20 protein-coding genes and 1 tRNA gene are annotated in these 26113 nt (G+C 73.7%); 9 read left to right on the top strand and 12 right to left on the bottom strand.

Translation table 11 applies throughout. The features are described 5' to 3' along the window. Window positions 1–131: 131 nt before the first annotated feature. Window positions 132–2483 carry an immune inhibitor A domain-containing protein gene (locus tag ACZ4V6_RS00450; RefSeq protein ID WP_467821541.1) on the bottom strand — a complete coding sequence of 784 codons (2352 nt, stop codon included), beginning with the start codon at window positions 2481–2483 and terminating at the stop codon, window positions 132–134. A 402-nt stretch (window positions 2484–2885) separates the two neighbouring features. On the opposite strand from ACZ4V6_RS00450, the gene ACZ4V6_RS00445 reads away from it, so the two are divergent. Next, on the top strand, window positions 2886–3164 hold the full coding sequence (locus tag ACZ4V6_RS00445) for a hypothetical protein (RefSeq protein ID WP_467821540.1): 279 nt from the start codon (window positions 2886–2888) through the stop codon (window positions 3162–3164). A gap of 18 nt (window positions 3165–3182) precedes the next feature. On the opposite strand, the gene ACZ4V6_RS00440 is transcribed toward ACZ4V6_RS00445, so the two are convergent. Continuing rightward, window positions 3183–3866: an RDD family protein gene (locus tag ACZ4V6_RS00440; protein ID WP_467821539.1), complete on the bottom strand. Its 684-nt coding sequence runs from the start codon at window positions 3864–3866 to the stop codon at window positions 3183–3185. Window positions 3867–4054: 188 nt separating this feature from the next. Continuing rightward, window positions 4055–5635, bottom strand: a complete 1581-nt coding sequence (locus ACZ4V6_RS00435; RefSeq protein WP_467821538.1) for an RDD family protein — start codon at window positions 5633–5635, stop codon at window positions 4055–4057. A gap of 267 nt (window positions 5636–5902) precedes the next feature. Between ACZ4V6_RS00435 and ACZ4V6_RS00430 the strand changes: the two genes are divergently transcribed. Then, window positions 5903–6316: an SsgA family sporulation/cell division regulator gene (locus ACZ4V6_RS00430; RefSeq protein ID WP_467821537.1), complete on the top strand. Its 414-nt coding sequence runs from the start codon at window positions 5903–5905 to the stop codon at window positions 6314–6316. A gap of 13 nt (window positions 6317–6329) precedes the next feature. Here the strand turns inward: ACZ4V6_RS00430 and ACZ4V6_RS00425 are convergent, their stop codons facing one another. After that, window positions 6330–7772 (bottom strand): FAD-binding oxidoreductase, encoded by a 1443-nt coding sequence (locus ACZ4V6_RS00425; protein ID WP_467821536.1) that lies wholly within the window; start codon window positions 7770–7772, stop codon window positions 6330–6332. Window positions 7773–7863: 91 nt separating this feature from the next. On the opposite strand from ACZ4V6_RS00425, the gene ACZ4V6_RS00420 reads away from it, so the two are divergent. Beyond that, complete coding sequence (locus tag ACZ4V6_RS00420; protein ID WP_467821535.1) at window positions 7864–9276, top strand: tetratricopeptide repeat protein; 1413 nt, start codon at window positions 7864–7866, stop codon at window positions 9274–9276. A 13-nt stretch (window positions 9277–9289) separates the two neighbouring features. Here ACZ4V6_RS00420 and hppD read toward each other — a convergent pair whose 3' ends face one another. Next, complete coding sequence (gene hppD / locus ACZ4V6_RS00415) at window positions 9290–10435, bottom strand: 4-hydroxyphenylpyruvate dioxygenase (RefSeq protein ID WP_467821534.1); 1146 nt, start codon at window positions 10433–10435, stop codon at window positions 9290–9292. 125 nt (window positions 10436–10560) lie between these two features. On the opposite strand from hppD, the gene ACZ4V6_RS00410 reads away from it, so the two are divergent. Genes ACZ4V6_RS00410 through ACZ4V6_RS00390 form a run of 5 tightly spaced genes read left to right on the top strand, consistent with a single transcriptional unit; the run spans window position 10561 to window position 14796 of the window. Next, window positions 10561–11046: an Lrp/AsnC family transcriptional regulator gene (locus ACZ4V6_RS00410; protein WP_467821533.1), complete on the top strand. Its 486-nt coding sequence runs from the start codon at window positions 10561–10563 to the stop codon at window positions 11044–11046. A 28-nt stretch (window positions 11047–11074) separates the two neighbouring features. After that, a complete protein-coding gene (locus ACZ4V6_RS00405; RefSeq protein ID WP_467821532.1) occupies window positions 11075–11722 on the top strand; it encodes an ABC transporter permease in 648 nt (215 codons plus the stop codon). Then, window positions 11715–12980, top strand: coding sequence for a betaine/proline/choline family ABC transporter ATP-binding protein (locus ACZ4V6_RS00400; RefSeq protein WP_467821531.1), 1266 nt, complete (start codon window positions 11715–11717; stop codon window positions 12978–12980). The genes ACZ4V6_RS00405 and ACZ4V6_RS00400 overlap by 8 nt, the downstream gene beginning before the upstream one ends. Beyond that, window positions 12977–13834 (top strand): ABC transporter permease, encoded by an 858-nt coding sequence (locus tag ACZ4V6_RS00395; protein WP_467821530.1) that lies wholly within the window; start codon window positions 12977–12979, stop codon window positions 13832–13834. The genes ACZ4V6_RS00400 and ACZ4V6_RS00395 overlap by 4 nt, the downstream gene beginning before the upstream one ends. Beyond that, window positions 13831–14796: a glycine betaine ABC transporter substrate-binding protein gene (locus tag ACZ4V6_RS00390; RefSeq protein ID WP_467821529.1), complete on the top strand. Its 966-nt coding sequence runs from the start codon at window positions 13831–13833 to the stop codon at window positions 14794–14796. The genes ACZ4V6_RS00395 and ACZ4V6_RS00390 overlap by 4 nt, the downstream gene beginning before the upstream one ends. A gap of 7 nt (window positions 14797–14803) precedes the next feature. Here the strand turns inward: ACZ4V6_RS00390 and ACZ4V6_RS00385 are convergent, their stop codons facing one another. The 4 genes from ACZ4V6_RS00385 to ACZ4V6_RS00370 form a co-directional block, all read right to left on the bottom strand. After that, window positions 14804–15595 carry a S16 family serine protease gene (locus tag ACZ4V6_RS00385; RefSeq protein ID WP_467821528.1) on the bottom strand — a complete coding sequence of 264 codons (792 nt, stop codon included), beginning with the start codon at window positions 15593–15595 and terminating at the stop codon, window positions 14804–14806. A 244-nt stretch (window positions 15596–15839) separates the two neighbouring features. Further along, the gene (locus ACZ4V6_RS00380; protein ID WP_385461467.1) at window positions 15840–16490 is read right to left on the bottom strand and encodes an IclR family transcriptional regulator; all 651 of its coding nucleotides are present in this window, start codon (window positions 16488–16490) and stop codon (window positions 15840–15842) included. A 302-nt stretch (window positions 16491–16792) separates the two neighbouring features. Beyond that, on the bottom strand, window positions 16793–18589 hold the full coding sequence (locus ACZ4V6_RS00375; protein WP_467821527.1) for a DEAD/DEAH box helicase: 1797 nt from the start codon (window positions 18587–18589) through the stop codon (window positions 16793–16795). A gap of 159 nt (window positions 18590–18748) precedes the next feature. Then, window positions 18749–20215, bottom strand: a complete 1467-nt coding sequence (locus ACZ4V6_RS00370) for an MFS transporter (RefSeq protein WP_467821526.1) — start codon at window positions 20213–20215, stop codon at window positions 18749–18751. 220 nt (window positions 20216–20435) lie between these two features. Here ACZ4V6_RS00370 and ACZ4V6_RS00365 point away from each other — a divergent pair. Further along, a tRNA-Cys gene (locus ACZ4V6_RS00365) sits at window positions 20436–20510 on the top strand. 81 nt (window positions 20511–20591) lie between these two features. Here ACZ4V6_RS00365 and ACZ4V6_RS00360 read toward each other — a convergent pair. Genes ACZ4V6_RS00360 through ACZ4V6_RS00350 form a run of 3 tightly spaced genes read right to left on the bottom strand, consistent with a single transcriptional unit; the run spans window position 20592 to window position 25899 of the window. Further along, window positions 20592–22904: a xanthine dehydrogenase family protein molybdopterin-binding subunit gene (locus tag ACZ4V6_RS00360; RefSeq protein WP_467821525.1), complete on the bottom strand. Its 2313-nt coding sequence runs from the start codon at window positions 22902–22904 to the stop codon at window positions 20592–20594. Continuing rightward, window positions 22901–25009, bottom strand: a complete 2109-nt coding sequence (locus ACZ4V6_RS00355) for a (2Fe-2S)-binding protein (RefSeq protein ID WP_467821524.1) — start codon at window positions 25007–25009, stop codon at window positions 22901–22903. Before ACZ4V6_RS00355 ends, ACZ4V6_RS00360 begins: the two co-directional genes overlap by 4 nt. Further along, window positions 25006–25899, bottom strand: coding sequence for an FAD binding domain-containing protein (locus ACZ4V6_RS00350; protein WP_467821523.1), 894 nt, complete (start codon window positions 25897–25899; stop codon window positions 25006–25008). The genes ACZ4V6_RS00355 and ACZ4V6_RS00350 overlap by 4 nt, the downstream gene beginning before the upstream one ends. Window positions 25900–26113: the final 214 nt, after the last annotated feature.

The following is a 26113-nucleotide window of genomic DNA, read 5'->3' as shown; positions in this document are numbered from 1 at the left end:
GTCATACCCCCGTGTCGGTCGGTGCGGGTTCCGGTGTCAATAAGCGAGCCACAGGACGCACCTAAACACGGATCGGCGGCAACCCGCCAGGGGGTCACCGCCGATCACGCTCTGACCTGCGCAAATACTATTTACCTACCCGCGGGGCCGACCTCGAGCTCGATCGTCGAGCCGTCCTTGGCCTCCTTGAGGATCTTGATCTGCGTGTTGGTGTCAGTGATCTTGACACCACCGGTCGGGTTCGCCGGGTCGTAGTAGGTGTTCTTGCGGTCGTTGAAGACCGAGACGCCCTTCGAGCCCGGGAAGTACTTCGCGACGTCCGCCTTGTGCAGCGTGATGGCGTCCGTGCGGTAGAGGCTGAACGGCGAGTCGTACGCCTGGATGCGGTTGCGCAGCAGCGTGCCGTCCTTCCACGTCATCGCGGTCGGGTGCGAGTCGACCGGCAGGACCAGGCCGGTACCGGGGTGCTGGCTGGTGTTGTTGTCCGCCTGGGAGGTGTCCCACTTCCAGATCAGCAGGCCGTTCTGGTACGGGTAGTGCTCCACCCAGTCCGGACGGTCCGTGAAGCCGAAGTTGTACGGACCGGTCTTCAGCGTCTTGTCGTACGACACGTACTGCCGGTTCTCGGCGAGGTAGTACTGCGCGTAGTCCTTGGTGAAGGACGCGCCCTGACGGGTGAAGCCCTTCGCGGTCCACGCGGCGTCCGCGGTCTCGGCGTCGTCGGAGAAGAGCACCGCGCCGTCGGCCGTCACCGTGATCTCGTCGGCGGTGAAGCCCTTCATGGCCAGACCGCCGTCGGTCTGGTAGCGGAAGCGGAGGTCGATCTTCTTGCCCGCGTACGCGTCCAGCGGGTAGACGAGCTTGCCGTAGGCGTCGACGGAGGCGCTCAGGGCCGGCTTGTCGCTGCCGTCGCGCTCGATCGGCCGGCCGTCGAACGTACCGTCCAGGGCCGTCCAGTTGGCGCCGCCGTCGGTGGACACCTCGGTGTAGAGGTAGTCGTAGTTGGCCTCGATGTCGTACCAGGCGTCGAGGGTGAGGGCGGCCGACGTCTTCCCGGTGAGGTCGACGCTGCGGGTCAGCGTGTTCTTGAGGTCGTCACCGCTGCCGCTCCACCACTGGGTCTGGCCCTGGGCGGGGGGAACGATCTCGGTGGTGACCGCCTTCTTCGGCAGTTCGACGACCAGACCCTGCTTGTGCTTGGTGTTGTACTCGGCCACGCCCAGCTTGTGCCAGGAGTTGACGCCCGCCTTGGCGGTGTCGTAGTTCAGCCACCCGAGCTGGAGCTTGTCCCAGGCGTTCATGTCGCCGGGCAGGTCGCCGATCTCGTTGCGGCCGGTGCCGAGCCAGGAGCCGGACGACATGAGCGTCCAGAAGCCGGTGGAGTTGTCGCCGCCGGCGGTGTCGTAGTGGTCCGGCAGGCCGAGGTCGTGGCCGTACTCGTGGGCGTAGACGCCGAGTCCGCCGTTCTCCGGCTGGATGGTGTAGTCGCCGACCCAGACGCCGGTGGAGCCGATCTGCGCGCCGCCGAGCTTGTTCTCGGACGGACCGGTGGCGCCGGCGTCGGTGCCGAAGGCGTACCAGCGGTGGGCCCAGATCGCGTCGGTGCCCTGGACGCCGCCGCCCGCGGACTCGTCCTCACCGGCGTGCACGATCTGGAAGTGGTCGATGTAGCCGTCGGGCTCGTTGAAGTCGCCGTCGCCGTCGAAGTCGTAGCGGTCCCACTCGTCGAAGCGGGCGACGTCGGCCTTGATCTGGGCGTCGGTGCGGCCGGCCGCCTTCTGCTGGGCGACCCAGGCGTTCAGACCGTCGCTGACGACGTTCCACACGCTCGGGCAGTTGGTGTCGCCGCAGGCGTTGTTGCCGTAACGGGCCTCGTTGTACGGGACCTTGACCCAGTCGGACACCTCGCCGTCGACCGAGTAGCGGCCCGAGGACTGCTTCTCGTAGTACGTCTTGACGGAGTCGACGCCCGTGCCGGAACCGAAGTAGAGGTCCTGGTAGTGCTGCTGGTCGTAGTCCTCCTGCCAGGCCGTGGAGTTGTCCTTCTTGCGGTTCGGCTTGGCTATCTGGTTGTGCAGCGGGCCCGCTTCGCCGCCGTAGCGGCTGTCGACCTTGTCGCCGAACTCGACCAGGATGGTGAAGATCTTGTCGGTCTTCTCCCGACCCAGCTCGACGTACTTGGCGTCGCCCTTCTTGCTCTTGAGCTGGACGACGTTGGAGCCGTCCTTCTTCTTCACCGAGGCCTTGCCCGCGAGGACCTGGTTCAGCGCCTCCTGGCGCTGGGCCTCCTGGGTCTTGCTGAGGGGGCCGTCGAGGTCGTGCGAGTCCACGCCCTTGGCCGGGTGGGGGTCGTTGCCCTCCGCGGCCGCCGGGCGGACGGGCGCGTCCGCGTACGCCACGGTGGCGGCGGAGAGCGTGGCGCCCGCCGCGGCGAGCGCGACGGCGGTGGCCGCCGTTCTGAACGTCCAGGATCTACTGGTCACTTGAGTTCCTCCCCCGCGTCCACGCGCGCGGATCGGGGGACCAAGGACATGGCGAAGTCCGCGCACACGTGCTCAACGCGTGTAGTCAAGTGACGACATTTGACTAGAGGTTCGCGCGAAAAGACAGACCTTGACTTGAGCAGAACAAGTGCACTATGCGGAGTCGCCGTTCGCTTTGCGGACACCGGCCGCGGCCCGCGGGTGCGGGGACGGACCCCGCGTCCGGCACCATGAATCCGTGCGCCCCCCGTGCATCTGCCCTGTCGGCCAGGTCACGCTTACTGTTTGTTCCACTCGGGCACACAGCCCGTTAGAGTCGTCTGGCGGAACGCCCGAGGTCGGCGGAAAGCCAGGCTGACAGCCGGCCCTACCCACAGATCGCCTTCCGAGGACACGATGGCCATGCCCCGTCCGACTGCCGCTCAGTTCGCCTACGGTTCGTGCACCGTGATCGTCTCGACGCTCGCCATGCTGCTGCTGTCACGGACGAGTTCGGGTCCGGGGATCGCGGTCGTCGCCGTCGCCGCACTCGCCCTCGGGTTGCTGGTCGCCCTGACGGTCCCGCAGCCGAGGACCCGCCCGGTGGCCGCCGTGCGGCCCGCCGCGGCCGAGGAACCGGTGCCGGCCGCGTCCCGGATCCACGCGGGGGCCGGCGAGTCGGTGCGGGGCCGGGCCGCCTGACCACGGCCCCGGCGCCCCTCAGCGGGTGCTGACCACCACCGTCTTGGCCGCCTTGTCGTGCAGGCCCTGCTTGTAGGGCTTGTCGAAGAAACTCCAGCCGCCCGCGATGACCGTCCACACGCAGGCGCAGCAGAACGCGAACGGGATCCACAGCACCAGGGCCCGGATCAGCGAGGTCTGCACGGAGGGCGTGGCGCCGTTGCCCAGGTCGGCCACCCGCATGCCGAGCCACTTCTTGCCGAGGGTCTGACCGGTGCGGGCGGTCATGTAGGTGTCGTAGGCGACGTAGAGCACGGCGGCGATCACGGACTGCCCGAAGGACTTGCCGACCGCGACCCCGTCGCCGTCGACCTGGTACTCCTGGACGTTGAACGCCCAGCTGAGCAGCCAGACCACGATGCCCACGAGGATCATGTCGATGATGCGGGCGAGCGTGCGCCGGCCGCTGTCCGCGAGCGGCGGCATGCCGGCCAGCGGGTCGGTGGGGTAGGAACCGCCGCCGAACGGGTCACCGCCGTAGGGCCCACCGCCGTGGGGCCCACCGCCGTAGGGCCCGCCGCCGTGGGGCGGGGGTTCGCCGCCCCCGTACGGCGGCGGGTTGTCGTACGGCGAGCCCGTGCCGCCCGGGGACGGGGGAGGCTTTCTCAACGGGTCGTCCTCGGGCGGCTGCCCGCCGGGGCCGTGGGGCGGTTCGCTGCTCATGGCCCGAGTCGACCGCGAACCCCCCGGTGGCGCATCCGGCGAGCGGCCGTCCGGAGTACGCCCTGACCCGGGGGCGCCGCCACCGGTGGCGGGGCTGCGGGCGCGTCGGCGGCCACGGGCGCGCGGGGGCCGGTCGCGCCGTCCCCCCGCGTCCCTCCGGGGCGGCCGCGCCCGGCCGCCCCGGCGAGTCAGCCCGCGACGAACGTGCCGGCCGCCTTGTCGTGCCAGCACTGGTGCCAGGGGCGGTCGAACAGGCACCACGCGACGCCGACGACTCCGACCGCCAGGAGGCCGGGGACGCTGTAGACCAGCCAGCGGCGCAGCGCGGCGCCGAAGGACGGGGGCTCGTGGGCCTCGATGTCCCGCACCTCCAGGCCCAGCAGCCTCTTGCCCAGGGTGCGGCCCCACCTGGCGGTGGGCAGCGCCTCGTAGACGACGCCGAAGAGCAGCAGGACGGCCAGCACGATGCCCAGGTACGTGCCCGTCGTGCCGTCCAGCAGCCAGACGGTGACGGTCTCGCCGGAGAGCCTGGCCGCGTCGATCTTGTCGTTGACGTGGTCGATCGCCTTGCCGCCGAGGGGCACGGCGGCCACGGCGGTGACGCCGGCCAGGACGGCGGTGTCGATCAGCCGGGCGGCCAGCCGCTTGCCGAGCCCGGCGGGGCGGGCCGCGGCCTGGCGGCGGGCGGCGGCCTGGAAGACGTCGTCGACCGGCGGCTTCCAGGGCGCGACGGGCTGCTCGTCCCCGCCGGCCCCGGCGAGCCGGTGCACCTGCTGCGCCCAGGAGGCCTGCCCGCCGCCGGGGCCGACGGCGACCGGGGTCGAGGCGGCGGGGAGGGGGGCGGCGGTCTGCCGGGGGACGGCGGGAGCGACCTGCTGCGGGCCGGAGGGCACCGTCGGGAAGGCCGCGGGAGCCGGCTGGGGACCCGCCGCGCCCCGGACGGCGGCCCCGGCGGCGAAGCCGGGGCCGCCCGTGGCGGGTGAGGCGCCGGCGTCCGGGGCGCCGGGCGCCGGCGTGCCCTCCTGCCGCGCCGCGTGCGGGGGGACCGCGCGGAAGGTGATGGTGCCCTCGTCGGCCGCGGGACCGTCGGCGGCCGGTGCCGTCCGCGGTCCGGCCGTCGGGCGGCGGAAGACGAAGGTGCTGCCGGCTCCGGCCTCCGCGTCGGCGAAACCGTCGCCGGCCGCACCGGGGGCGGCGCCCCGGCCGGCCGGGGAACCCCCGTGCGCCGCTCCGGCGTCGGCCGGCCCGGTGTGTCCCGAGGCGGGTGCGGCGGGGGCGGGGGCGGGGCCGGCCGGCGCCCGGTCCGCGCCGTCGCCGGCGGCGTCCGCGTCCGTCCCGCCGCCGGGTGCGGAGCGCGCGTGCGGCACCCTCGGGTCGGCTCCCTGCGCGTCGGCTCCCTGCGCGTCGGGCCAGGCGACGCGTCCGCTTCCGGGGTGGTCCGCGTCCCGTGCCGAGGCGGGCTCCGGACGGCCGCCGTGCCGGGGCTCGGCGGCGGGCGGCTCCTCCACCGGGTCCTCGTCGAAGAAGTGCGGCCCGGTCTCCTCCACGGAGGCCACGGAGGCCACCGCGGGTGCCGCGGGTGCCGCGGGTGCCGCGGGCCGCACGCCGGGCGGCGGGGCGAGCGGCTCACCGTCCTTGGGCGCCGGCCTGCTGGTGCCGGCCACCCAGGAGGCGCCGTTCCAGTACCGGACGTATCCGGGAATGGACGGGTCCGGGTAATACCCTTCGCGGGGCCTGTCGTCGCCGGGGGCCGGGGTTGGGGCGCTCATGTCCGTCGTCCCGTATCTGCTCGGGGGTTGATTTGGGGGCCTCCACATCTATCAGACGGGCGCAACCCGCACGGCCGGTCCCGCCGTACGCACCCCTTTCCGGGCAACCTCGTGCACGGACCTTCACACGGAGGGGGAGTCCGGCGGTCCCGGGGAGGCGTTCGGAGGAAGTCCCGCGAACCCGCGTAACGCTCGCGGCCGGGGCCGCTCTCCCCCGTGCGGGCCCGCTCCGGGCGGCCCGGCCGTACGGGAGAGGACACGTCGGCCATGCCCACCACCCTCATGGAGCGCGAGCTGGAGATGAGGCTCCTCCTGTCGCCCGAGTACGGCGTCCCGGTCCCGGCCAGGCCCACCTGCCTCGCCGACGCCCCCTGCGCCGTGCACGTCGCCTTCCCCATCAACTCCGGCCAGCCCGTGCGCCGGACGTTCGCCCGCGAGCTGCCGGTGGAGAGGGTGTTCCGGCCGTGCGGGCACGGGGAGGTGCGGGTGTGGCCGTCGAAGGCCGGCGGCCGGGGCGTCGTCCTGAGGGCGCTGAGCGGTCCCGGCGGCGACGCCCTGCCGGAGGCGCCGCCGGTGCCGGTGGCGGCCTGGCCGGAGCGGGCCCTGCGGGCGGTGCCGCCGGGGACCGGGGCCGCGCGGCTCGGCCTGGACGACGGGCCGGCCGGACTGTTCGCCCGGTAGTACGGGCGAGGGGTCAGAACAGCTTGCCCGGGTTGAGGATGCCGAGCGGGTCGAAGACCTGTTTGACGGCCCGCTGCATCTCCAGTCCCACCGGGCCGATCTCGCGCGCCAGCCACTCCTTCTTCAGGACGCCCACGCCGTGCTCGCCGGTGATGGTGCCGCCCAGTTCCAGGCCGAGGGCCATGATCTCGTCGAAGGACTCGCGGGCGCGCCGTGACTCGTCGGGGTCCTGCGCGTCGAAGCACACGGTGGGGTGGGTGTTGCCGTCGCCCGCGTGGGCGCAGACCCCGATGGTGAGGCCGTACTTCGCGGCGATGCGCTCGACGCCCTCCAGCATGTCGCCGAGCCGGGAACGCGGCACGCACACGTCGTCGATCATCGTCGTGCCCTTCACCGCCTCCAGGGCCGTGAGGGACAGGCGCCGTGCCTGGAGGAGGAGTTCGGACTCGGCCGCGTCGTCGGCGGGGACCACCTGCGTGGCACCGGCGGCCTCGCACAGCGCGCCGACGGCGGCGAGGTCGGCGGCCGGGTCGGCGGTGTCGAAGGCGGCGAGCAGGAGGGCCTCGGTGGTCTCCGGCAGCCCCATGTGGGCGAGGTCGTTGACCGCCTTGACGGTCGTACGGTCCATCAGTTCGAGGAGGGACGGCACGTGCCCGCCCTCCATGATCCGGCAGATCGCCTCGCAGGCGGCGGACGCGGAGGCGAACTCGGCGGCCAGCACCAGCTGCTCGGGCGGCTTGGGCCGCAGCGCGAGGACGGCCCGTACGACGATGCCGAGGGAGCCCTCGGAGCCGACGAAGAGGCGGGTGAGGTCGTACCCGGCGACGCCCTTGGCGGTGCGGCGGCCGGTCGACATCAGGCGGCCGTCGGCGAGGACGACGTCCAGGCCGAGGACGTACTCGGCGGTCACCCCGTACTTGACGCAGCACAGGCCGCCGGAGGCGGTGCCGATGTTGCCGCCGATCGTGCACGTCTCCCAGCTGGAGGGGTCCGGCGGGTAGTACAGGCCGTGCTCGTTCACCGCGCGGGACAGCGTGGCGTTGACGACGCCCGGTTCGACGACGGCGACGCGGTCGACCGGGTTGATCTCCAGGATGCGGTCCATCCTGGTCAGGGAGAGGACCACGCAGCCGTCGGTGGCGTTGGCGCCGCCGGACAGGCCGGTGCGGGCGCCCTGCGGGACGACGGGGACGCGCAGCTCGGTGGCGGTGCGCATGACGTGCTGGACGTCCTCCACGGTGCGCGGCAGGACGACCACGGCGGGGGCGCCGGCCGGGCAGAAGCTCGCCATGTCGTTGGCGTAGGAGGCCGTGACGTCGGGATCGGTGAGGACGGCCCCGGCGGGCAGGCCGGCGAGCAGCCGGTCGACGAGGGCGCCGGCGGCCGGCGTGGCCGCGCCGGCTCCGCGGGCTGCGTCGTCTTCGTCGCGGGGCGCTTCGATACGGCTCATGATCACAGCGTCGCACCCGGGGCCATCGGTGTGAACCCCGTCGACGGTGCCCTTCACCTGCCCGGGGCGCTTGTCGTATTGACGCACAGTGAGCGCCATGGACATCCAGACGTCGAGCGTCCTGCCGGGCCCGCGGAAGCGGCGTGTGCGCCGGGCGCTGATCGCCTCCGCCGCCGGCTGCGCGGTCCTCGGCGGGGTGCCGGTGCTGCTGCCGGGGGAACGGGGTTCCGCTCCCCCGCCCGCGCCGGGAGCGGCGGCGTCGGCGCGCGGCGCGGTCACCGGCGGGGTGCCGGCCGCGCTGCCCGGTCTGGCCGTGCTGATCGACGACCGGGAGCGGCACCTGCGGGCGCATCCGCTGGACGGGCCGGCGTGGGCGGTGCTGGGCGCGGCCTACGTGGAGCAGGGCCGGCGGACCGCGGACGCCGCGAACTGGCCGAAGGCCGAGAAGGCGCTGCGGACGTCGCTGGGGGTGGGGGCGCGGAACGATCCGCAGGCCCTGGAGTCGCTGGCGGCTCTGGCGGTGGAGCGGCGGGACTTCCCCGCGGCGAAGGAGTGGGGCGAGGACGCGCTGAAGCTGGCGCCGGAGCGGTGGACGACGCACGCGGTGCTGATCGACGCGTACACCGGGCTCGGCGACCACAAGGCCGTGGGCCGGGCCCTGGACCGGATGAGGAAGCTGCGCCCGGACCTGCCCGCCGTACGGGCGCGGGCGGCCGCCGTCTACCGGGACCGGGGCTGGCAGGAGGACGCGGCGGCCAAGCTCTCCGACGCGGTGGCCGACGCCACGGCGCCGGCCGAGCGGGCGGCGTACCTGGAGCAGGCCGGACGGCTGGCGTTCGAGCGCGGGGACCGCGAGGAGGCGCTGCGGTACTTCCGGCAGGCGCTGCGCACCGACCCCGACGAGCGGGCCGCGCGGGCCGGGGAGGGCAGGGCGCTGGCGGCGCTGGGGCGGACGACGGAGGCGCTCGCCGCCTATCGGGCGGTGCCGGCCGGGCGGCTGTGCCCCGAGTACGCGCTGGAGCTGGGCGAGCTGTACCAGTCGCTGGGGCTGGGGCGGGCGGCACGGGCGCAGTACGACGTGCTGCGCGAGCGGGTGCGGGAGGCCGAGGGGGCCGGGGCGGACGAGGATCTGGTGATGGGGCGGTTCGAGGCGGACCACGGGGACGCGGGGGCGGCGGTGGAGCGGCTGGAGGCCGAGTGGCAGCGGCAGCCGGGCGTCGAGGTGGCCGACGCGCTGGGCTGGGCGCTGTACCGGACCGGCGCGTACGAGGAGGCGCTGCGGTTCGCGTCGATCGCGACGGACGCCGAGCACGGCGGCGGGGTGCGCAGCGCCCTGTACGCGTTCCACCGGGGGATGATCGAGCGGGCGCTGGAGCGGTACGGGCCCGCGCGGCGGCACCTGCGGGAAGCGCTGGTGATCAACCCGTACTTCTCCCCGCTGTGGGCGCCCGAGGCGACGCGGGTGCTGGCGGAACTGGGCGAGCCCTCCCTGGAGGACCCGCCCCGGTAGCCGCTCGCGGCCGTCAGAGGTTGCCGCGCTTGGCCTGCTCGCGCTCGATCGCCTCGAACAGGGCCTTGAAGTTGCCCTTGCCGAAGCCCATGGAGCCGTGGCGCTCGATCATCTCGAAGAAGACGGTCGGACGGTCCTGGACCGGCTTGGTGAAGATCTGCAGCAGGTAGCCGTCCTCGTCGCGGTCGACGAGGATCTTCAGCTCGCGCAGGGTCTCGACGGGCACGCGGGTCTCGCCGGCCCACTCGCCGAGCGTGTCGTAGTACGAGTCGGGCGTGTCCAGGAACTGGACGCCGGCCGCCTTCATCGTGCGCACGGTCTGCACGATGTCGTTGGTGTTCAGGGCGATGTGCTGGACGCCGGCGCCGCCGTAGAACTCCAGGTACTCGTCGATCTGGGACTTCTTCTTGGCGACCGCGGGCTCGTTGATCGGGAACTTGACCTTGAGGGTGCCGTCGGCGACGACCTTGGACATCAGCGCGCTGTACTCGGTGGCGATGTCGTCGCCCACGAACTCCTTCATGTTCGTGAAGCCCATGACCTTGTTGTAGAACTCGACCCACTCGTTCATGCGGCCGAGTTCGACGTTGCCGACGCAGTGGTCGATCGCCTGGAAGGTGCGCTGCGCGGGCGGCTCGACGATCGGCTCGGCGGCGACGTAGCCGGGCAGGTAGGGGCCGTCGTAGCCGGAACGCTCGACCAGCGTGTGCCGGGTCTCGCCGTAGGTGGCGATGGCGGCGAGGACGACGGTGCCGTGCTCGTCCTTGACCTCGTACGGCTCGGCGACCGAGCGGGCGCCGTGCTCGATCGCGTAGGCGTGGGCGGCGCGCGCGTCCGGGACCTCGATGGCGAGGTCGACGATGCCGTCGCCGTGCTCGGCCACGTGCTGGGCGAGGAAGCGGCCCCACTCGGTGGCCGGCTTGATCACCGAGGTGAGCACGAAGCGGGCGGAGCCGTTCTCCAGGACGTACGAGGCGGTCTCGCGGCTGCCGTTCTCCGGTCCGGAGTAGGCGACCAGCTTCATGCCGAAGGCGGTGGAGTAGTAGTGCGCCGCCTGCTTGGCGTTGCCCACGGCGAAGACGACCGCGTCCATTCCCTTGACCGGGAAGGGGTCGGCCTGCCGGGCGGTGTCGGGAGTGCGGTGTGTGGTCTGCGTCATAGCCGCAGGGTCTCCCGCGTCCGCAAGGTGCGCAATAGTTTGCGTTTTCACTGGGCAGTCTGCCCAGGGAAACGCCGGGTGTGGCGGGCGATCTGTACAGGATGACCAGCCGGGAGGGCGGGGAGATGGGGATCGATCGTCTCGACGGGCGGATCATCGGACTGCTGGCGCGGGAGCCCCGGATCGGGGTGCTGGAGATGTCCCGGCGCCTGGGGGTGGCACGCGGCACGGTGCAGGCGCGGCTGGACCGGCTTCAGTCGAACGGAGTCATCCGCGGATTCGGTCCGGACGTGGACCCGGCGGCGCTCGGCTACCCGGTGACGGCGTTCGCGACGCTGGAGATCCGGCAGGGCCAAGGGCCCGACGTCCGGGCGCACTTGGCGTCCGTGCCGGAGGTGCTGGAGCTGCACACCACGACCGGCACCGGGGACATGCTGTGCCGGCTGGTGGCCCGCTCGAACGCCGATCTCCAGCGGGTGATCGACCGCGTCGTCGGTTTTGATGGCATCGTCCGGGCCGCCACGGCGATCGTGATGGAGAACCCGGTTCCGCTGCGGATCATCCCGCTGGTGGAACAGGCGGCGGAGGACCACGGCCGACGACGTGCGTGAGACTGCCCGAATCCGGAGGTGAGCGGACGTGAACTTCTGGGAGTTCCTCGTCAGCCGCCACCAGCAACTGCTCACGGACGCCTACCAGCACGCCAGCGCCGTCTTCCAGTGCATGGTCGCCGCGACCGTCCTCGGGGTGCTGATCGGCGTGGCCACCTACCGCAGCGCATGGGCGGGCGACCTGGCGACGCTCACCACCTCCACCATCCTGACCATTCCGTCACTGGCCATGATCGGCCTGCTCATCCCGGTCGTCGGGCTGGGCGTGCCGCCGACGGTGACCGCGCTGACCCTGTACGGGCTGCTGCCCGTCGTGCGCAACGCGATCGTCGGGCTGCGCGGCGTGGACCCGGCGCTGGTGGACGCGGCCAGGGGCATCGGGATGTCGCGGACGGCGCGGCTGCTGAAGGTGGAGCTGCCGCTGGCCTGGCCGCCGATCCTCACCGGCATCCGGGTCTCGACGCAGATGCTGATGGGCATCGCCGCGATCGCCGCGTACGCCTCCGGGCCCGGCCTCGGCAACGAGATCTTCCGCGGGATCGCGTCGCTGGGCAGCAAGAACGCGCTCAACCAGGTACTCGCCGGCACGCTCGGCATCGTCGTCCTGGCCCTGTTGTTCGACGCCGCCTACGTCCTGCTGGGCCGGCTGACCATCTCCCGGGGGATCCGTGCCTGAGACGTCCGGGACCGCCTCCGCCGGCGCCGCGGGCGCCACCGGGGCGACCATCGAGCTGGAGAACCTGACCAAGCGCTATCCCGGCAGCGCGCTGCCGGCCGTGGACGACGTCTCCATGGAGATCAAGGCGGGCGAGACGGTCATCTTCGTGGGCCCCTCGGGGTGCGGGAAGTCCACCACCCTGAAGATGATCAACCGGCTGATCGAGCCGAGCGGCGGACGCATCCGCATCGGCGGCGAGGACGTCACCGACATCGACCCGGTGAAGCTGCGCCGGAAGGTCGGTTACGCGATCCAGTCCTCCGGCCTCTTCCCGCACATGACCGTCGCCCAGAACATCGCGCTCGTGCCCCGGATGGCCGGCTGGCCGAAGGCGCGGATCCGGTCCCGGGTGGAGGAGATGCTCGACCTGGTCGGGCTGGACCCCGGGGAGTTCCACGACCGCTATCCCCGCCGGCTCTCCGGCGGCCAGCAGCAGCGGGTCGGCGTGGCCCGGGCGCTGGCGGCGGACCCGCCGGTGCTGCTGATGGACGAGCCGTTCGGCGCGGTCGACCCGATCACCCGGGACCACCTCCAGGACGAGCTGATCCGGCTCCAGCGCGAGCTGCACAAGACCATCGTCTTCGTCACCCACGACTTCGACGAGGCGATCAAACTGGGCGACCGGATCGCGGTGCTGCGCGAGCAGTCCCACATCGCCCAGTTCGACACCCCGGAGGCGATCCTCACCAACCCGGCCGACGACTTCGTCTCCGGTTTCGTGGGCGCGGGGGCCGCGCTGAAGCGGCTGAACCTGACCCGGGTGCGGGACGTGGAGATCACCGACTGTCCGACGGTGTCCGTGGAGGACCCGCTCCAGCACATCTTCGACCGGCTGGGGACCGGCGGCACCAACGAGGTGCTGCTGCTGGACCGGCGCGGCCGCCCGTACAAGTGGCTGCGGCGCGGCGACCTGATGCGGGCCGAGGGCTCGCTCGCGCGGGCCGGGACGCTGGTCACCGACACGGTGACCCGGGACGCGACGCTGCGGGACGCCCTGGAGGCGGTGCTGACCGACAACACCGGGCGGGTCGCGGTCACCGGGCGGCGTGGCGAGTACACGGGCGTCGTCGACATGGAGACGCTGATGAACTCGGTGCAGGAGCTGCTGGAGGCCGACCGGCTGGACGCGCTGGAGCACCGGCACGACCTGGAGGAGGCCCGGGCCGACCGGACGCACTCCGAGCAGGAGGGGTACGGAGGGGCGGCGAAGGCGTGAGGTCACCGACGGGCCGGCCGGACGAGGACGGGCACGGGAGCGGCGGGGCGCCCACCGTCCCGGACGACGACGGCACGGAGCAGGGGCCGCGCCCGGCGGCGCCCGCCCGGACCGCCCCGCGGATCACCTGGCAGAAGCTGACCGTCCTGCCCGCGGTGGTCGTGGTGGTGCTGCTGGCGACCTGGCTGTGGTTCCGTCAGGCGTCCCTGGACGCGCTCAGCGAGAACGCCCTGGCCCGCGGCGCGGTCACCAAGGCGCTGTGGCAGCACGTCCAGCTGACCGCGATCTCCACCTTCTTCGTGCTGGTCATCGCCATCCCGCTGGGGATCCTCCTGACCCGCGGGACGTTCCGGAAGGCCACCCCGGTGGCGATGGCGTTCGCCAACATGGGCCAGGCGACACCGGCCCTGGGTCTGCTGGCGCTCCTGGTGATCTGGCTCGGCATCGGCCGCCGTTCCGCGCTGATCGGCATCATCGCCTACGCCATCCTGCCGGTGCTCTCCAACACCATCGCGGGCCTGAAGGCCAACGACCCGACGCTGCTGGAGGCGGCCCGCGGGATCGGCATGTCCCCCACGGGCGTGCTCACCCGGGTGGAACTGCCGCTGGCCGTCCCGCTGATCCTGGCCGGGGTGCGCACCGCCCTCGTGCTGAACGTCGGCACGGCGACGCTGGCCGTGTTCGGGGGCGGCGGCGGCCTGGGCGTCCTGATCACCACCGGCATCACCAGCCAGCGCATGCCCGTGCTGGTGCTGGGCTCGATCCTCACCGTCGCGCTGGCCCTGCTGGTGGACTGGCTGGCCTCGCTCGCCGAACTGCTGCTGCGTCCCCGCGGCCTGGAGGCGGGCACATGAGGCGGCGTACGTGTCTGCTGGCCGCGGCGGTCCTGGTGGCGGCCGCCGGCTGCGGTCTGACCAGCGGCTCCCCCATGGTGGACGACGTGGAGCCCGGCACGATCGGGCGCGGCCGGCCCCTGGAGGGCGCCGACCTCACCGTCGTCTCCAAGGAGTTCACCGAGCAGCTGATCCTCGGCGCGATCATGGGCATCGCCTTCGAGGCGGCCGGGGCCGAGGTGCTCGACCGCACCGGCATCCAGGGCTCCGTCGGCACCCGCGCGGCGGTGGAGAACGGCGACGCGGACGCCACCTACGAGTACACGGGCACCGCCTGGATCACCTACCTCGGCAACAGCAGGCCGATCCCCGATCCGCGGCGGCAGTGGGAGGCGGTGCGGGAGGCGGACGCGGAGAAGGGGCTGACGTGGCTGCCGCCGGCGCCGATGAACAACACCTACGCGCTGGCGATGAACCAGGCCAACTACCGCACGTACCGCACCAGGACGCTGTCGCAGGTGGCCGAGCTGTCCGAGAAGGACCCCGCCGCCGTGACGCTGTGCGTGGAGGGCGAGTTCGCCAACCGCGCGGACGGCCTGCCGGGCCTGGAGAAGGCCTACGGGATGAGCATCCCGCAGCGGAACATCACCCAGATGGACACCGGCATCATCTACACCCAGACGGCGAAGGGCGCCTGCACCTACGGCGAGGTCTTCACCACCGACGGGCGGATCAAGTCGATGAACCTGGTGGTGATGGCGGACGACAGGAAGTTCTTCCCGAACTACAACGCGGCGCCCATGGTCAGGACCGACACCCTGAAGAAGTGGCCGGCGATCGCCTCCGTCCTCGCCCCCGTCACCGAGGCGCTGACCAACGACGTCGCGCGGACCCTGAACGCGAAGGTCGACGTCGACGGGCAGGACCCGCACCAGGTGGCGCTGGACTGGATGGAGGAGAAGGGCTTCGTGAAGGAGGGCTGAGCACCGCTCAGCAGGAGGGGACCTCGCCCTTGCCCGTGTCCAGGGCCCGGAGCGCGTCGACCGCGCCCTTCAGGGAGGTGACCGGCACCAGCCGCAGCCCCTCGGGGAGCTCGGCCTGCGCGTCCGAGCACTCCGCCTCCGGCACCAGGAAGACGGTGGCCCCGTCCCGCCGGGCGGCCTGCGTCTTCAGCGGCACGCCGCCGACGGCGCCGACCTTGCCGCCGGCGCTGATCGTGCCGGTGCCGGCGATGGTCCGGCCGCCGGTCAGATCGCCTCCGTGGCCGTCGCCGGCCAGCTTGTCGATGATGCCCAGGGAGAGCAGCAGGCCGGCGCTGGGGCCGCCGATGTCACCCAGGTCGAGCCGGACGTCCACGTCGGACGGGTCGAGATCCAGGTAGTCCAGCGCGGCCGTCGTCGCCGTGTCCTGGGACTCCCGCATCTGGTCCAGGTTGTACTTCTCGATCTCCTCGACGTCGTCGCCCTCGGGGTAGACGGCGTCCAGGGGCATGACCGCCCGCTCGGTGTCGAACCAGTTGCCCAGCACGTCACCGAGCGAGACCTCGGCGTCGGGGCCGGTCGCCACGATCGTCGTCATCCGCAACTGGCCCTCGGTGTCCCGGGTCGGCGCGCCCGAGATCCTGATCACCTCGTTGCCCTGGTACTCCTTGAGCACGTCGGCCGTCGACCCCGGCTGCGCGACGGAGAACGGCAGGGGGGCGAACACCGCGGTGGCGAACAGCGCCACGACGGGCAGGGCGCAGACGGCGACAGCCTTGGGCCGCGTGAGACGAGAGAGCACGGGGCCAATCTAACGTGCGCCTGCGGCAGCACGGCCGCGGGCAGCCGCACGGGCCGCCGCACCACGCCCCCGCAGCTGCGGGCAGTCGTGCCGCTGGGGCGGCACGGGTGGGCGCAGCGGCGCCCCGCGACGCCGGGCGACGCGACCCACCCCGGCCGGCCCTCTCGCCGGGCCCCGGGGAACGCCGGGCCACACGACCCGCCCCCGCGCCCGCACCGACGCCGGGTCACCGGCCGCCCCGCTCTTACCGCAGCGCCTCCGCCACCTCCCGCGCCGCCTCCATCACCCGCGTCCCCACCCGCTCCGGCACCACGTCGGACAGCATCACGACCCCCACGCTGCCCTCAACCCCCGTCACCCCGAGCAACGGCGCCGCGGCCCCGCACGCCCCCGCCTCCAGCTCCCCGTGCGTCAGCGTGTAGCCGGGTCCCGGCTCCGCCACGGCGACCTGCTGCCGGGCCGACAGGATCGCCTTCCCCGCGGCCCCCCGCTCCAGCGGGTGCCGGAACCCGGCCCGGTAGGCCACGTGGTAGTCCGTCCAGGTCGGCTCGACGACGGCCACGGCGAGCGCCTCCGCGCCGTCCACCAGCGTCAGATGGGCGGTCGCCCCGATGTCCTCGGCCAGCGACCGCAGCGCCGGCATCGCCGCCTCGCGCACCAGCGGGTGCACCTGGCGGCCCAGCCCCAGCACCCCCAGCCCGACCCGGGCACGTCCGCCCAGGTCACGGCGTACGAGCGCGTGCTGCTCCAGCGTGGCGAGCAACCGGTACACGACGGTCCGGTTGACGCCCAGTTTGTGGGACAACTCGGTGACGGTCAGCCCGTGGTCCGTATCGGCCAGCAGTTTGAGGACACGCAGTCCCCTGTCGAGCGTCTGAGAGGTCTCCGCGGTCACGACGCCCACTCCTTAGTGGTGAGGTCGGCGGCCCCCTCGCGGCGGATGCGTCACCGAGTCCCGTCGGTCACGCGCTTCAGAGGCCGCCGATCGGCTGACGGCCCGGCCTTGTGCCCGGGCCCAGTCGCTTCACGGCTGCGCTCCGCGGCGGCGCTGCCACGGGGCGTGTGCGTAGCGGGACAGTAGCGAGCCGGTCCGCTCAGCGGAAGGCTCCGTCCAGAATCCGGGCAGTAATCAGTGAGAACCGACCGTGTTTGTCCTCATACGTACAACACACGCCGTGGTCCCCTCACCCCACCGTGTCACTTCATGCGCGTCGCCCACTCCTGCACCTTGGCGATGCGCTGGCGCAGTTGCCCGGCGGTGGCCTCGGCGCTGGGCGGGCCGCCGCACACGCGGCGCAGTTCGGTGTGGATCACGCCGTGCGGCTTGCCGCTCTGGTGGACGTAGGCGCCGACCATGGTGTTGAGCTGCTTGCGCAGCTCCATCATCTCCTTGTGCGAGAGGACCGGGCGGCGTTCGGCGGGCAGTTCGAGCAGGTCGGCCTCGTCGTCGGGCTTCCTGCGGCTGTGCGCGATCTGCCGGGCCTGCCGCTTCTGGAGCAGCAGCTGCACCTGGTCGGGCTCCAGCAGCCCGGGGATGCCGAGGTAGTCCTGCTCCTCCTCGCTCCCCGGGTGGGCCTGCATGCCGAACTCGGCGCCGTTGTACATGACCCGGTCGAAGACGGCGTCGGACTCCAGCGCCTCGAAGGGCAGCATGTCCTGCTCGCCGGTGTCCTCGTCCTGCTCCCGGTTCGCCTCGTCCATCTCCTTCTCGGACTCGGCGTAGGGGTCCTCCTCGCCCTCCTTCTTGGGCTTGTCGAGGACGTGGTCGCGCTCGCGCTCCATCTCGTTGGCGAAGGTGAGCAGGTCGGGCACGGTCGGCAGGAAGACGGAGGCGGTCTCGCCACGCCGCCGGGACCGCACGAAGCGGCCGACGGCCTGCGCGAAGAACAGCGGCGTCGAGATCGTCGTGGCGTAGACCCCGACCGCCAGGCGCGGCACGTCGACGCCCTCGGACACCATGCGGACGGCGACCATCCACCGGTCGGTGCTCTGGCTGAACGCGTCGATGTTCTTCGAGGCGCCGGTGTCGTCGGAGAGCACGAGGGTGGCCTTGTCGCCGGTGATCTCGCGGATCAGCTTGGCGTAGGCGCGGGCGGAGTCCTGGTCGGCGGCGATGACGAGGGCGCCGGCGTCCGGGATGGCCTTGCGGACCTCGGTGAGCCGCTGGTCGGCGGCGCGCAGCACGGCGGGCATCCACTCGCCGCGCGGGTCCAGCGCGGTGCGCCAGGCCTGGCTGACGGCGTCCTTGGTCATGGGCTCGCCGAGCCGGGCGGCGATCTCGTCGCCCGCCTTGGTGCGCCAGCGCATGTTGCCGCTGTAGCTCATGAAGATGACGGGACGCACGACGCCGTCGGCGAGTGCGGAGCCGTAGCCGTAGGTGTAGTCGGCGGCGGAGCGGCGGATGCCGTCGTTGCCCTCCTCGTACGTGACGAAGGGGATCGGGTTGGTGTCGGACCGGAACGGCGTACCGGTCAGCGCCAGGCGCCGCGTGGCCGGCTCGAAGGCCTCCAGGCAGGCCTCGCCCCAGGACTTGGAGTCGCCGGCGTGGTGGATCTCGTCGAGGATCACGAGGGTCTTGCGCTGCTCGACGCGGTTGCGGTGCAGCATGGGCCGGACGCCGACGCCGGCGTAGGTGACGGCGATGCCCTGGTACTCGCGGCTGAGGGGACCCGCGCTGTACTCGGGGTCCAGCTTGATGCCTATCCGCGCCGCGGCCTCGGCCCACTGCTTCTTCAGGTGCTCGGTGGGCGCGACCACGGTCACCTGCTGTACGACGTGGTGGTGCAGCAGCCAGGACGCCAGCGTCAACGCGAACGTCGTCTTTCCGGCGCCGGGGGTGGCAACCGCCAGGAAGTCCCGGGGCTGCTCCTGGAGGTACTTCTCCATCGCCCCCTGCTGCCAGGCCCGCAGCTTGCTGGCGGTGCCCCACGGGGCACGGCCGGGGAAGGCCGGGGAGAGGTGGTGCGAGGTGCTGGAGCTGGCGGTGGTAGTCACGGTCTCCGAAGGGGGTAGAACGGCTCGGCCACGTATGACAACCGGGCCACCCTACCGGCGGCCCGACGCGATCGACGCGCCCGCCGGGTCGGGTCACCCCCGGGTGGGACGGACGTCACAGCCGACGCGTCCGCCCCGCGAGCCCCGGCCGTTCGCGGTTCACCGCTCCCGCAGCCGCGTCGTCACCCACGCCCCCACCAGCGCCACCCCCGCCATCGGCAGGAACACCGCGGCGAACGCGGCCGGGTGGGAGGCGGTGGCCTCGGTCGCCGTGTGGGTCACCGTGCCGCCGCCGAGGGCCGCGAAGGCGGCGCCGCCCGCGGCCAGCAGGACCACGTTGGACAGGCCGTCGGAGATCTGGAGGGCGGCGGAGTTGGTGCCGGCCTCCTCGGGGGCGGAGAGCTGGAGCAGCAGCACGCTGGTGGAGGAGATCACCAGGCCCATGCCGAGGCAGCCGAAGCCCCAGGCGACGGCGACCGTCCAGACGGGCACGGCGTCGACCAGCACGCTCGGGGCGGTGGCGATGGCCGCCGCGACCAGCACCATGCCCACCGTCATCAGCCGGTCCCGGTACGGCTCCGTGCGCGGCCTGGACTGGAGCCAGGAGCCCGCCGCCCAGGTCGCGCCGCCCGCAGCCAGCGAGAGCCCGGCCAGCGTCGGGCTGAGCCCGCGCTGGGTGACCAGCATCAGCGGCACGAAGGACTCGGCGGCGATGAAGGACCCGGCGGCGACGCCGCGCAGCAGGACGACGGAGGGCAGACCGCGCGCCGCCCGGTAGGTGCCGCGCGGGAGCAGGCCGAGGACGGCCGGGACGAGCAGCGCCGCGCCGGCCGCGCCGGGCAGCAGCGAGAGCCAGCGCAGGTCCTGGGCGGCGTACTGGAGCAGACCCGCGCCCAGCGAGATGCCGAGGGCGAGGCGGATCCGGCGGCCGTCGAAGGACGCCGGCGTCTCCGCCGCGCCCACCGGGCCCACCGGGCCCGCCGCCCGGCTGCGTATCTGCGGCAGCGCGAGCGCCAGCGGGAAGACCACCAGCACCGGGATGCCGACGAACACCCACCGCCAGCCGAGGTGCTCGGTGACGGCGCCGGAGGCCAGCGGTCCGACGACCGACGGCACGACCCAGCCCGCCGCGAACGCCGCCATGATCGCGGGCCGCAGCCGCTCCGGGTAGGCCCGTCCGACGACGACGTACAGCGCGACGATCACCAGCCCGCCGCCGAACCCCTGCACGGCCCGCCCGAGGATGAACAGCCACATCGCCCCGGCCGTCCCGGACAGCAGCAGCCCGGCCGCGAAGGCGGCGATCCCGCCGGTCAGCGGCCCCAGCGGGCCCCGCCGGTCGGACCACTGCCCGGAGAGCACCATGCCGAACAGGCTGGTCGTGAAGTACCCGGAGAACGCGAAGGCGTAGAGCGACACCCCGTCCAGCTCGCGGGCCGCGACCGGCATCGCCGTGCCGACCGCCGTCGCCTCGAAGGCGATCAGCACGACGACGGAGACGATGCCGATGCTCAGTGCCCGGTGGGCGCGGCTCAGCACGGTGTCGGCGGGGACGGCGAACTCGGTGGCCGGAGCGGGTCCGGCGGGATCCGCGACATCGGTGTCGCGCGGGTCAGGGACGGTCATGGGGGTCAGAGTAAGGTCCGCAGCACACTTTGACCCCTGTCGGGAGGCGGTACGGGACCGGGACCTTGGTCGTACGCCGGTCGTCGGGCCGCGTCCCGTTCGTGAACGGCGTGTGGCAGTCGCGTTGCGGCCCTCCGGGATCCCTTGAGCCCCCCTCCCGCCCGGCCGTACGGTCGAGTCACCGAGTTCGGCACGGACACCGCGACGGAGTCCGGAACACGGCCGTGTGCCCGAGTGGCCCAGGGGCTCGCCTGCAAAGCGAGTTACACGGGTTCGAATCCCGTCACGGCCTCCACTGCCTGACGAGGCAGAACGAAGGGCGGCACCCCCGAGGGGGAGCCGCCCTTCTGCCGTTCCGGGCGTTCCCGGCGTCCGCTCAGCCGGTGACGACGGCGGCCTGCGGCCGGATCGGAAGCCGGTTGACCGGGCGGCCCGTGGCCGCGCGCACGGCGGAGGCGACGGCCGCCGGGGAGGCCACCACCGGCACCGCGCTGACCGCCTTCGCCCCGAAGGGCGCGACCACGTCCCGTTCCTCGACGAGCTTCACGATCCGGATGTCCGGGGCGTCGAGGGCCGTCGGCAGGGCGTAGCCGGTCAGGTCGGGGTGGCGGACCAGGCCGCGCGGAGCGCGCAGGTTCTCCGTCAGCGCGATGCCGACGCCCTGCGTGACGCCCGCCTCGATCCGGGCGGCGAGCTGGGCCGGGTTCAGCACCCGGCCCACGTCCTGCGCGACGGCCAGCTCCACGACGCGGACCGACCCGATCTCGACGTCGACGTCCACCACCGCGCGGATCGCGCAGAAGGACATGCCGACGAAGGCGTCGCCCTGGCCCGCCTCGTCCAGCGGCTCGGTCGGGTGCGGGCGGCACTGGGCGGTGGCCCACAGTTCCTTGCCGTCCAGCGCCTCGGCGACGGTGGTCGACAGCACCCCGTCGTACGAGGTGATCTTGCCGTCGGCGATCTGGAGCAGTTCGGTCGACATCCCGAACTGGTGCGCCAGGGGCTGCAGGAGCTGGGTGCGGACCATCTTGGCCGCCCGTTCCACCGCGCCGCCCGACACCCAGGTGTGGCGGCCCCGGCAGCCCGCGCCGGCCGGGGGCTGGTCGGTGTCGACGGGCGCCACGTGCACCTCGTCGACGCCGAGGGTCTCCTGCACGATCTGCCGGGCCAGCGTGGTGAAGCCCTGGCCGGTCTCGACGGCGGCGCACAGCACCGTCGCCGCCCCGTCCTGGACCTTCACGGTGGCCGTGGAGACCTCGTCGGCGCCCTCGGCGCCCAGCATGTGCACCATGCCGATGCCGTAGCCGACGCCCCGGCGCACCGCGCCCGGTTCGCCCGCGCCCTCGGGTCCGCCGGGCAGCAGCCACTCGTCCTCGGGCGTGTCCTTGGGCAGGGCGGGGAGGGGGAAGTCGCGGACGGCCCGGAGGAGTTCGGCGACGGGCGCGGGGCAGGTGACCGTCTGGCCGGTGGGCAGCACGTCGCCGGTGCCCAGGACGTTGCGCAGCCGCACCTCGGCCGGGTCCAGGCCCAACTTCTTGGCGATCTTGTCCATCTGCGCCTCGTACGCGGCGCACACCTGCATGGCGCCCTCGCCGCGCACGTGGCCGGAGGGCGGGTTGTTGGTGCGCACCGCCCAGCCCTCGATGAAGGCGTTCGGGACGACGTACGGGCCGCAGGCGAACGCGACGGCGGCGGCCAGGGCGTCGGAGGAGGTGTCGGCGTACGCGCCCGCGTCGAGCAGGATCTGCGCCTCGACCTTGACCACCCGGCCCTCGGCGTCCGCGTGGTGGCGGTAGCGCAGGAGGGTGGGGTGGCGGTGGGCGTGGCCGAGGAAGGACTCCTCGCGCGTGGCGGTCAGCTTCACCGGGCAGCCGGTCCTCAGCGCCAGCAGGCCGAGCGGCAGCTGGAAGCCCTGGTCCTCGCGGTCGGCGGTGGCGCCGGGCACACCGGTGACCACGATCTTCACCCGTTCGGGTTCGAGGCCGAAGCACGCGGCGGCCGTGTCGCGGTCGCCGTGCGGGTCGGTGGAGGCCAGGTACAGCTCCACGCCGCCGTCGGGGCGCGGCACCGCGAGGCCGGCCTCGGCGCCGATGGGGGCCGGGTCCTGGCGGCCGATGCGGTACAGGCCCTCGACGACGACCTCGCCGACCGCCTCCGGGTCGCCGTGCCGCAGCGGGATGTGCCGGATCAGGTTGCCGTCGGGGTGCAGCGGCTCGGCCTCGAAGGCCTGCTCGGGGTCGGTGACCGGGTCGAGCACCTCGTACTCGACGATGACGGCGGCGGCGGCCATCCGGGCGGTGTCCGGGTGGTCCGCGGCGACGGCGGCGATGGGCTCGCCGTGGTGGCGTACGACCTCGGAGGCGAACACGGGGCGGTCGGCCCGGCCGCGGCCGTGCAGCGGGGCGCCGGGCACGTCCTCGTGGGTGACGACCGCGCGCACGCCGGGCATCTCGCGCGCGTGGCTGGTGTCGATGGACACGATGCGCGCGTGCGGGTGCGGTGAACGCAGGACGGCGGCCCACAGCAGGCCCTCGGCCCACAGGTCGGCGGCGTACGGGAAGGTTCCCTCGGTCTTGGCGCGGGCGTCGGCGGGCGGCAGGGAGACGCCGAGGCCGTGCGGGGCCGGCTCGGGGGCGGGAGCGGCCTCGGCCGTTCCCGCGGCCTCGGCGATGGCGGCTTCGTTGCTCACGCGTGGCCTCCGTCCTGGCCGTGGGGCTGGTCGCCGTGGGGCTGGTCCCCGTGGAGCTGGTCCCCGTGGAGCTGGTCCCCGTAGGGCTGGTCCCCGTAGGGCTGGTCCCCGTAGGGCTGGTCCCCGTGGAGCTGGTCGCCGTAGGGGTGCTCGCCGTACGGCCGGTCTTCGTAGGGCTGTTCGTGCGGGGCGGGCGCGTCCGGCGTCCCGGGCGGTGCCGGGGACTCGAACGCCGCCGCGTTGACGCCGCCGGCGCCCGGGCCCGCCTGGTGCGGGATGCGGGGCTCGTCGGCGTCCGTCTCGGCGACAGCGGCGTCGGCGGTGGCGACAGCGGCGTCGGCGGCGGCGGCGGAGTGGGCCTCGCGCTCGGCGACGACCTCCCTGACCGCCTCCAGGACGCCCCGGTAGCCGGAACAGCGGCACAGGTTGCCGCACAGGGCCTGCCGGGCCTCCAGCTCGGTGGGCGCCGGGTTGCCCTCCAGGAGGTTGTGCACGGTCATCGCCATGCCGGGCACGCAGAAGCCGCACTGCACCGCGCCGCACCGGGCGAGGGCCCGCTGCACGTCCGACGGCTGCCCGTCGACGGCCAGGCCCTCCACCGTGCGCACCTCGCTGCCGGCGGCGGTGACGGCCGGGACCAGGCAGGAGGCGACCAGCCGTCCGTCGACCTGGACGTTGCAGGCCCCGCACTCGCCCTGCGAGCAGCCGTCCTTGGCGCCCGCGAGGCCGAGGCGTTCGCGCAGCACATAGAGCAGGGACTCGCCGATCCACGCGTCGGTGACGGGGCGGTCGGCGCCGTTGACGCGGAGCACGTAGGAGGCGAGGGGGTGCTCGTCGTGCGGGCCGGCGGGGACCGGCTCGGCGGGGACGGCGGTGTCCGCCGGGGGCTCCGGGCGCGGCTCGTCCTCCGCCTCGTGCGCGGCCGCCGGGCCCGGGGACGCGGGCGCCTCCTCGGGAGCCTTTGGTGCGGGTTCCGGACCCTCGTCCCCGGTGGGCGCCGCGGAGGGCTCGGCGGGGCCTTCAGGGGCCTCCTCGGCCTCTTCGGTCTCCGGGGCCTCACGGGTCGCCGCCTCACCGGCCGGTCCCCCGTCGGGGCCCGTCCCGCCGGAGGGCGCCCCGTCGGACGCCGTCGCGTCGTCCGGCGCCTCGTCGGCCGCCGCTTCGCGGGCCGCCGTCTCGTCCCGGGCCGCCGTCTCGTCCCGGGCCGCCGTCTCGTCCCCTGCCGCCGTCTCGTCCCCTGCCGCCGTCTCGTCCCCTGCCGCCGTCTCGTCCCGTGCCGGCGCCTCCGGGTACGCGCCGGCCGCCGGGGCGGGCGTGGACGCGGGTCCGGCGGACGCGGCGGGGGCCGGTGCGGTCCCGGCGTCCCGGTCGTCGCCGGAGGGGACCGGCCCGGCCGGCCCCTGCGCCCACGGCTGGGCCGCCCAGGGCGCCGGAGCGCCGCCGGGGAGGGTCGCCGGCGCGGTGCCGCCCCACTGCTCGGCGAGCGACGACGCGGTGAACTCGCCCGACTCGTCCGGGAGGTCGCCTTCGGCGACGGGGATGGACCACTGTCCGGTGACGTCCTGGCCGGACGCCTCGCGCCCCGGCTCGGCGGCCGGTGCCGCGCCCTCCGCGGCGGTGTCGGAGAAGTCCCACCGGCCGGTGGCGCCCGGGTACGTGAACCGGTCGCCGTGCCCGGCGTCCACGTCGTACCCCGCGGCCTGGCCGTAGGGGTCCTGCTGCGCGTACCCGGTGTACTCCTGGTGCCCGGTGTGCTCCTGGTGCCCGGTGTGCTGCTCCCCGGCGTGCCCGTGGGCGTCGTGCCGCTCCCCGGCGTCCGGGACGTGCCACTGCGTGCCGTCGACGGGTGCGGACGGCATCGTCCAGCTGCCGGTGGCCGCCGGGTCGGTCCCGGCGGTGGTGGCGGGCGCGACCGTGATCTGCGGCGGCACATAGCCGTGCCCGGGCGCGGCGAGCGGGCTGTCGGACGAGGCCAGCAGCGCGTCGACGCCGCCCTCGGGGAGCTTCACGAAGGCGGTCGCGCCGTCGTCGTAGTCGCCCTGGGGCAGCGGGTCCCAGCGGCCGCCGCCCTGGGGCGTGCCCTCTCCGTGCCGGTCGTCGGTCACGACAGCGCCCTCCCCAGTGCTCGTCGGGCCAGCGCGGCGACGGTGCGCCGCAGGTGCAGTACGGCGGGCGGCAGCTGCGGCACGGAGCCGTCCTCGGCCGGTGCCGCGTCGGGGACGCAGGCGGCGGCGACGTACTCGCCGAAGGCGCTCAGCGCCTCCGGGACGATCGCGCGGCCGTTGTCCCAGTCGATGAGCGAGGCCACCCACTGCTCGGCCTCCAGGGGCCGCAGCGGCATCGGCGCGATGGCACCGACCGCACAGCGCACGCCGCGCCGGGCGGGGTCGAGGACCAGGGACACGGACGCCGTCGCCCGGCCCGGCCCGGTCCGGCCGGTCGCCTTGAGGAAGACCTGCGGCGCGTGCAGCAGCGGCACGCGCACGTAGCCGATGAGCTCGCCCGCGCGGAGCATCTCCATGCCGGCCAGCAGGTGCGAGACCGGCACCTCCCGGCGGGCCCCGCCCGGGCCCGCGATGATCAGCGTCGCCTCCAGCGCGGCCAGCACGGGCAGCGCGTCCCCGGTGGGGGCGGCGGAGGCGATGTTGCCGCCCAGGGTGCCCGCGTTGCGGATCTGCGGCGGACCGGCGGCGCGCGCCGCGGCGGCGAGCGCCGGGATGAGCGCCGCGAAGTCGGGGCGGCCCATGCGGGCGTGCGTGAGCCCGGCGCCCAGCAGGGCGTGGCCGTCCTGGTACTGCCAGCCGCGGATCTCGCTGATGCGGCCGAGGCCGACCAGCGCGGCGGGCCTGAGCTGCCCGGAGTTGACGGCGGTCATCAGGTCGGTGCCGCCCGCGACCGGCACGGCGGCGGGCGTGGCCGCGAGCGCCGCCACGGCCTCGTCCAGGGTCGTGGGCAGCGTGACGGCCTGCGCCGCCTGCGGTGCGTGCGTGGTCAAACCGACTGCCCCTTCCCGCTGTCCCACCTGGTCCCGCCCGTGTTGCCGTACGGTACGGCCTGACAGGGCGGACGTGGCAACTCTGGCACATCTTCGCAGGGCCCGGACGCGGGGGTCCGCTAGGAGGCATTCGCCCACCTCGTCGGCGAGATGGTCCGTTTCCTTCCAGGATTCCCGTTGACCGACGGTGCGAGCGGGTTACCACTCTTCAGTG

The organism is Streptomyces sp. NPDC029152 (genome assembly GCF_055564355.1).
Note: the sequence above shows the minus strand (reverse complement) of the source record. Positions and strands in the feature narration are given on the sequence as shown.

What these genes read in the sequence shown, in the direction of transcription:
- ACZ4V6_RS00445 (WP_467821540.1), top strand. Translation starts at nt 2,886, where the DNA reads ATGCCCCGTCCGACTGCCGCTCAGTTCGCCTACGGTTCGTGCACCGTG.
- ACZ4V6_RS00440 (WP_467821539.1), bottom strand. Translation starts at nt 3,866, where the DNA reads ATGAGCAGCGAACCGCCCCACGGCCCCGGCGGGCAGCCGCCCGAGGAC.
- ACZ4V6_RS00435 (WP_467821538.1), bottom strand. Translation starts at nt 5,635, where the DNA reads ATGAGCGCCCCAACCCCGGCCCCCGGCGACGACAGGCCCCGCGAAGGG.
- ACZ4V6_RS00430 (WP_467821537.1), top strand. Translation starts at nt 5,903, where the DNA reads ATGCCCACCACCCTCATGGAGCGCGAGCTGGAGATGAGGCTCCTCCTG.
- ACZ4V6_RS00420 (WP_467821535.1), top strand. Translation starts at nt 7,864, where the DNA reads ATGGACATCCAGACGTCGAGCGTCCTGCCGGGCCCGCGGAAGCGGCGT.
- hppD (WP_467821534.1), bottom strand. Translation starts at nt 10,435, where the DNA reads ATGACGCAGACCACACACCGCACTCCCGACACCGCCCGGCAGGCCGAC.
- ACZ4V6_RS00410 (WP_467821533.1), top strand. Translation starts at nt 10,561, where the DNA reads ATGGGGATCGATCGTCTCGACGGGCGGATCATCGGACTGCTGGCGCGG.
- ACZ4V6_RS00390 (WP_467821529.1), top strand. Translation starts at nt 13,831, where the DNA reads ATGAGGCGGCGTACGTGTCTGCTGGCCGCGGCGGTCCTGGTGGCGGCC.
- ACZ4V6_RS00370 (WP_467821526.1), bottom strand. Translation starts at nt 20,215, where the DNA reads ATGACCGTCCCTGACCCGCGCGACACCGATGTCGCGGATCCCGCCGGA.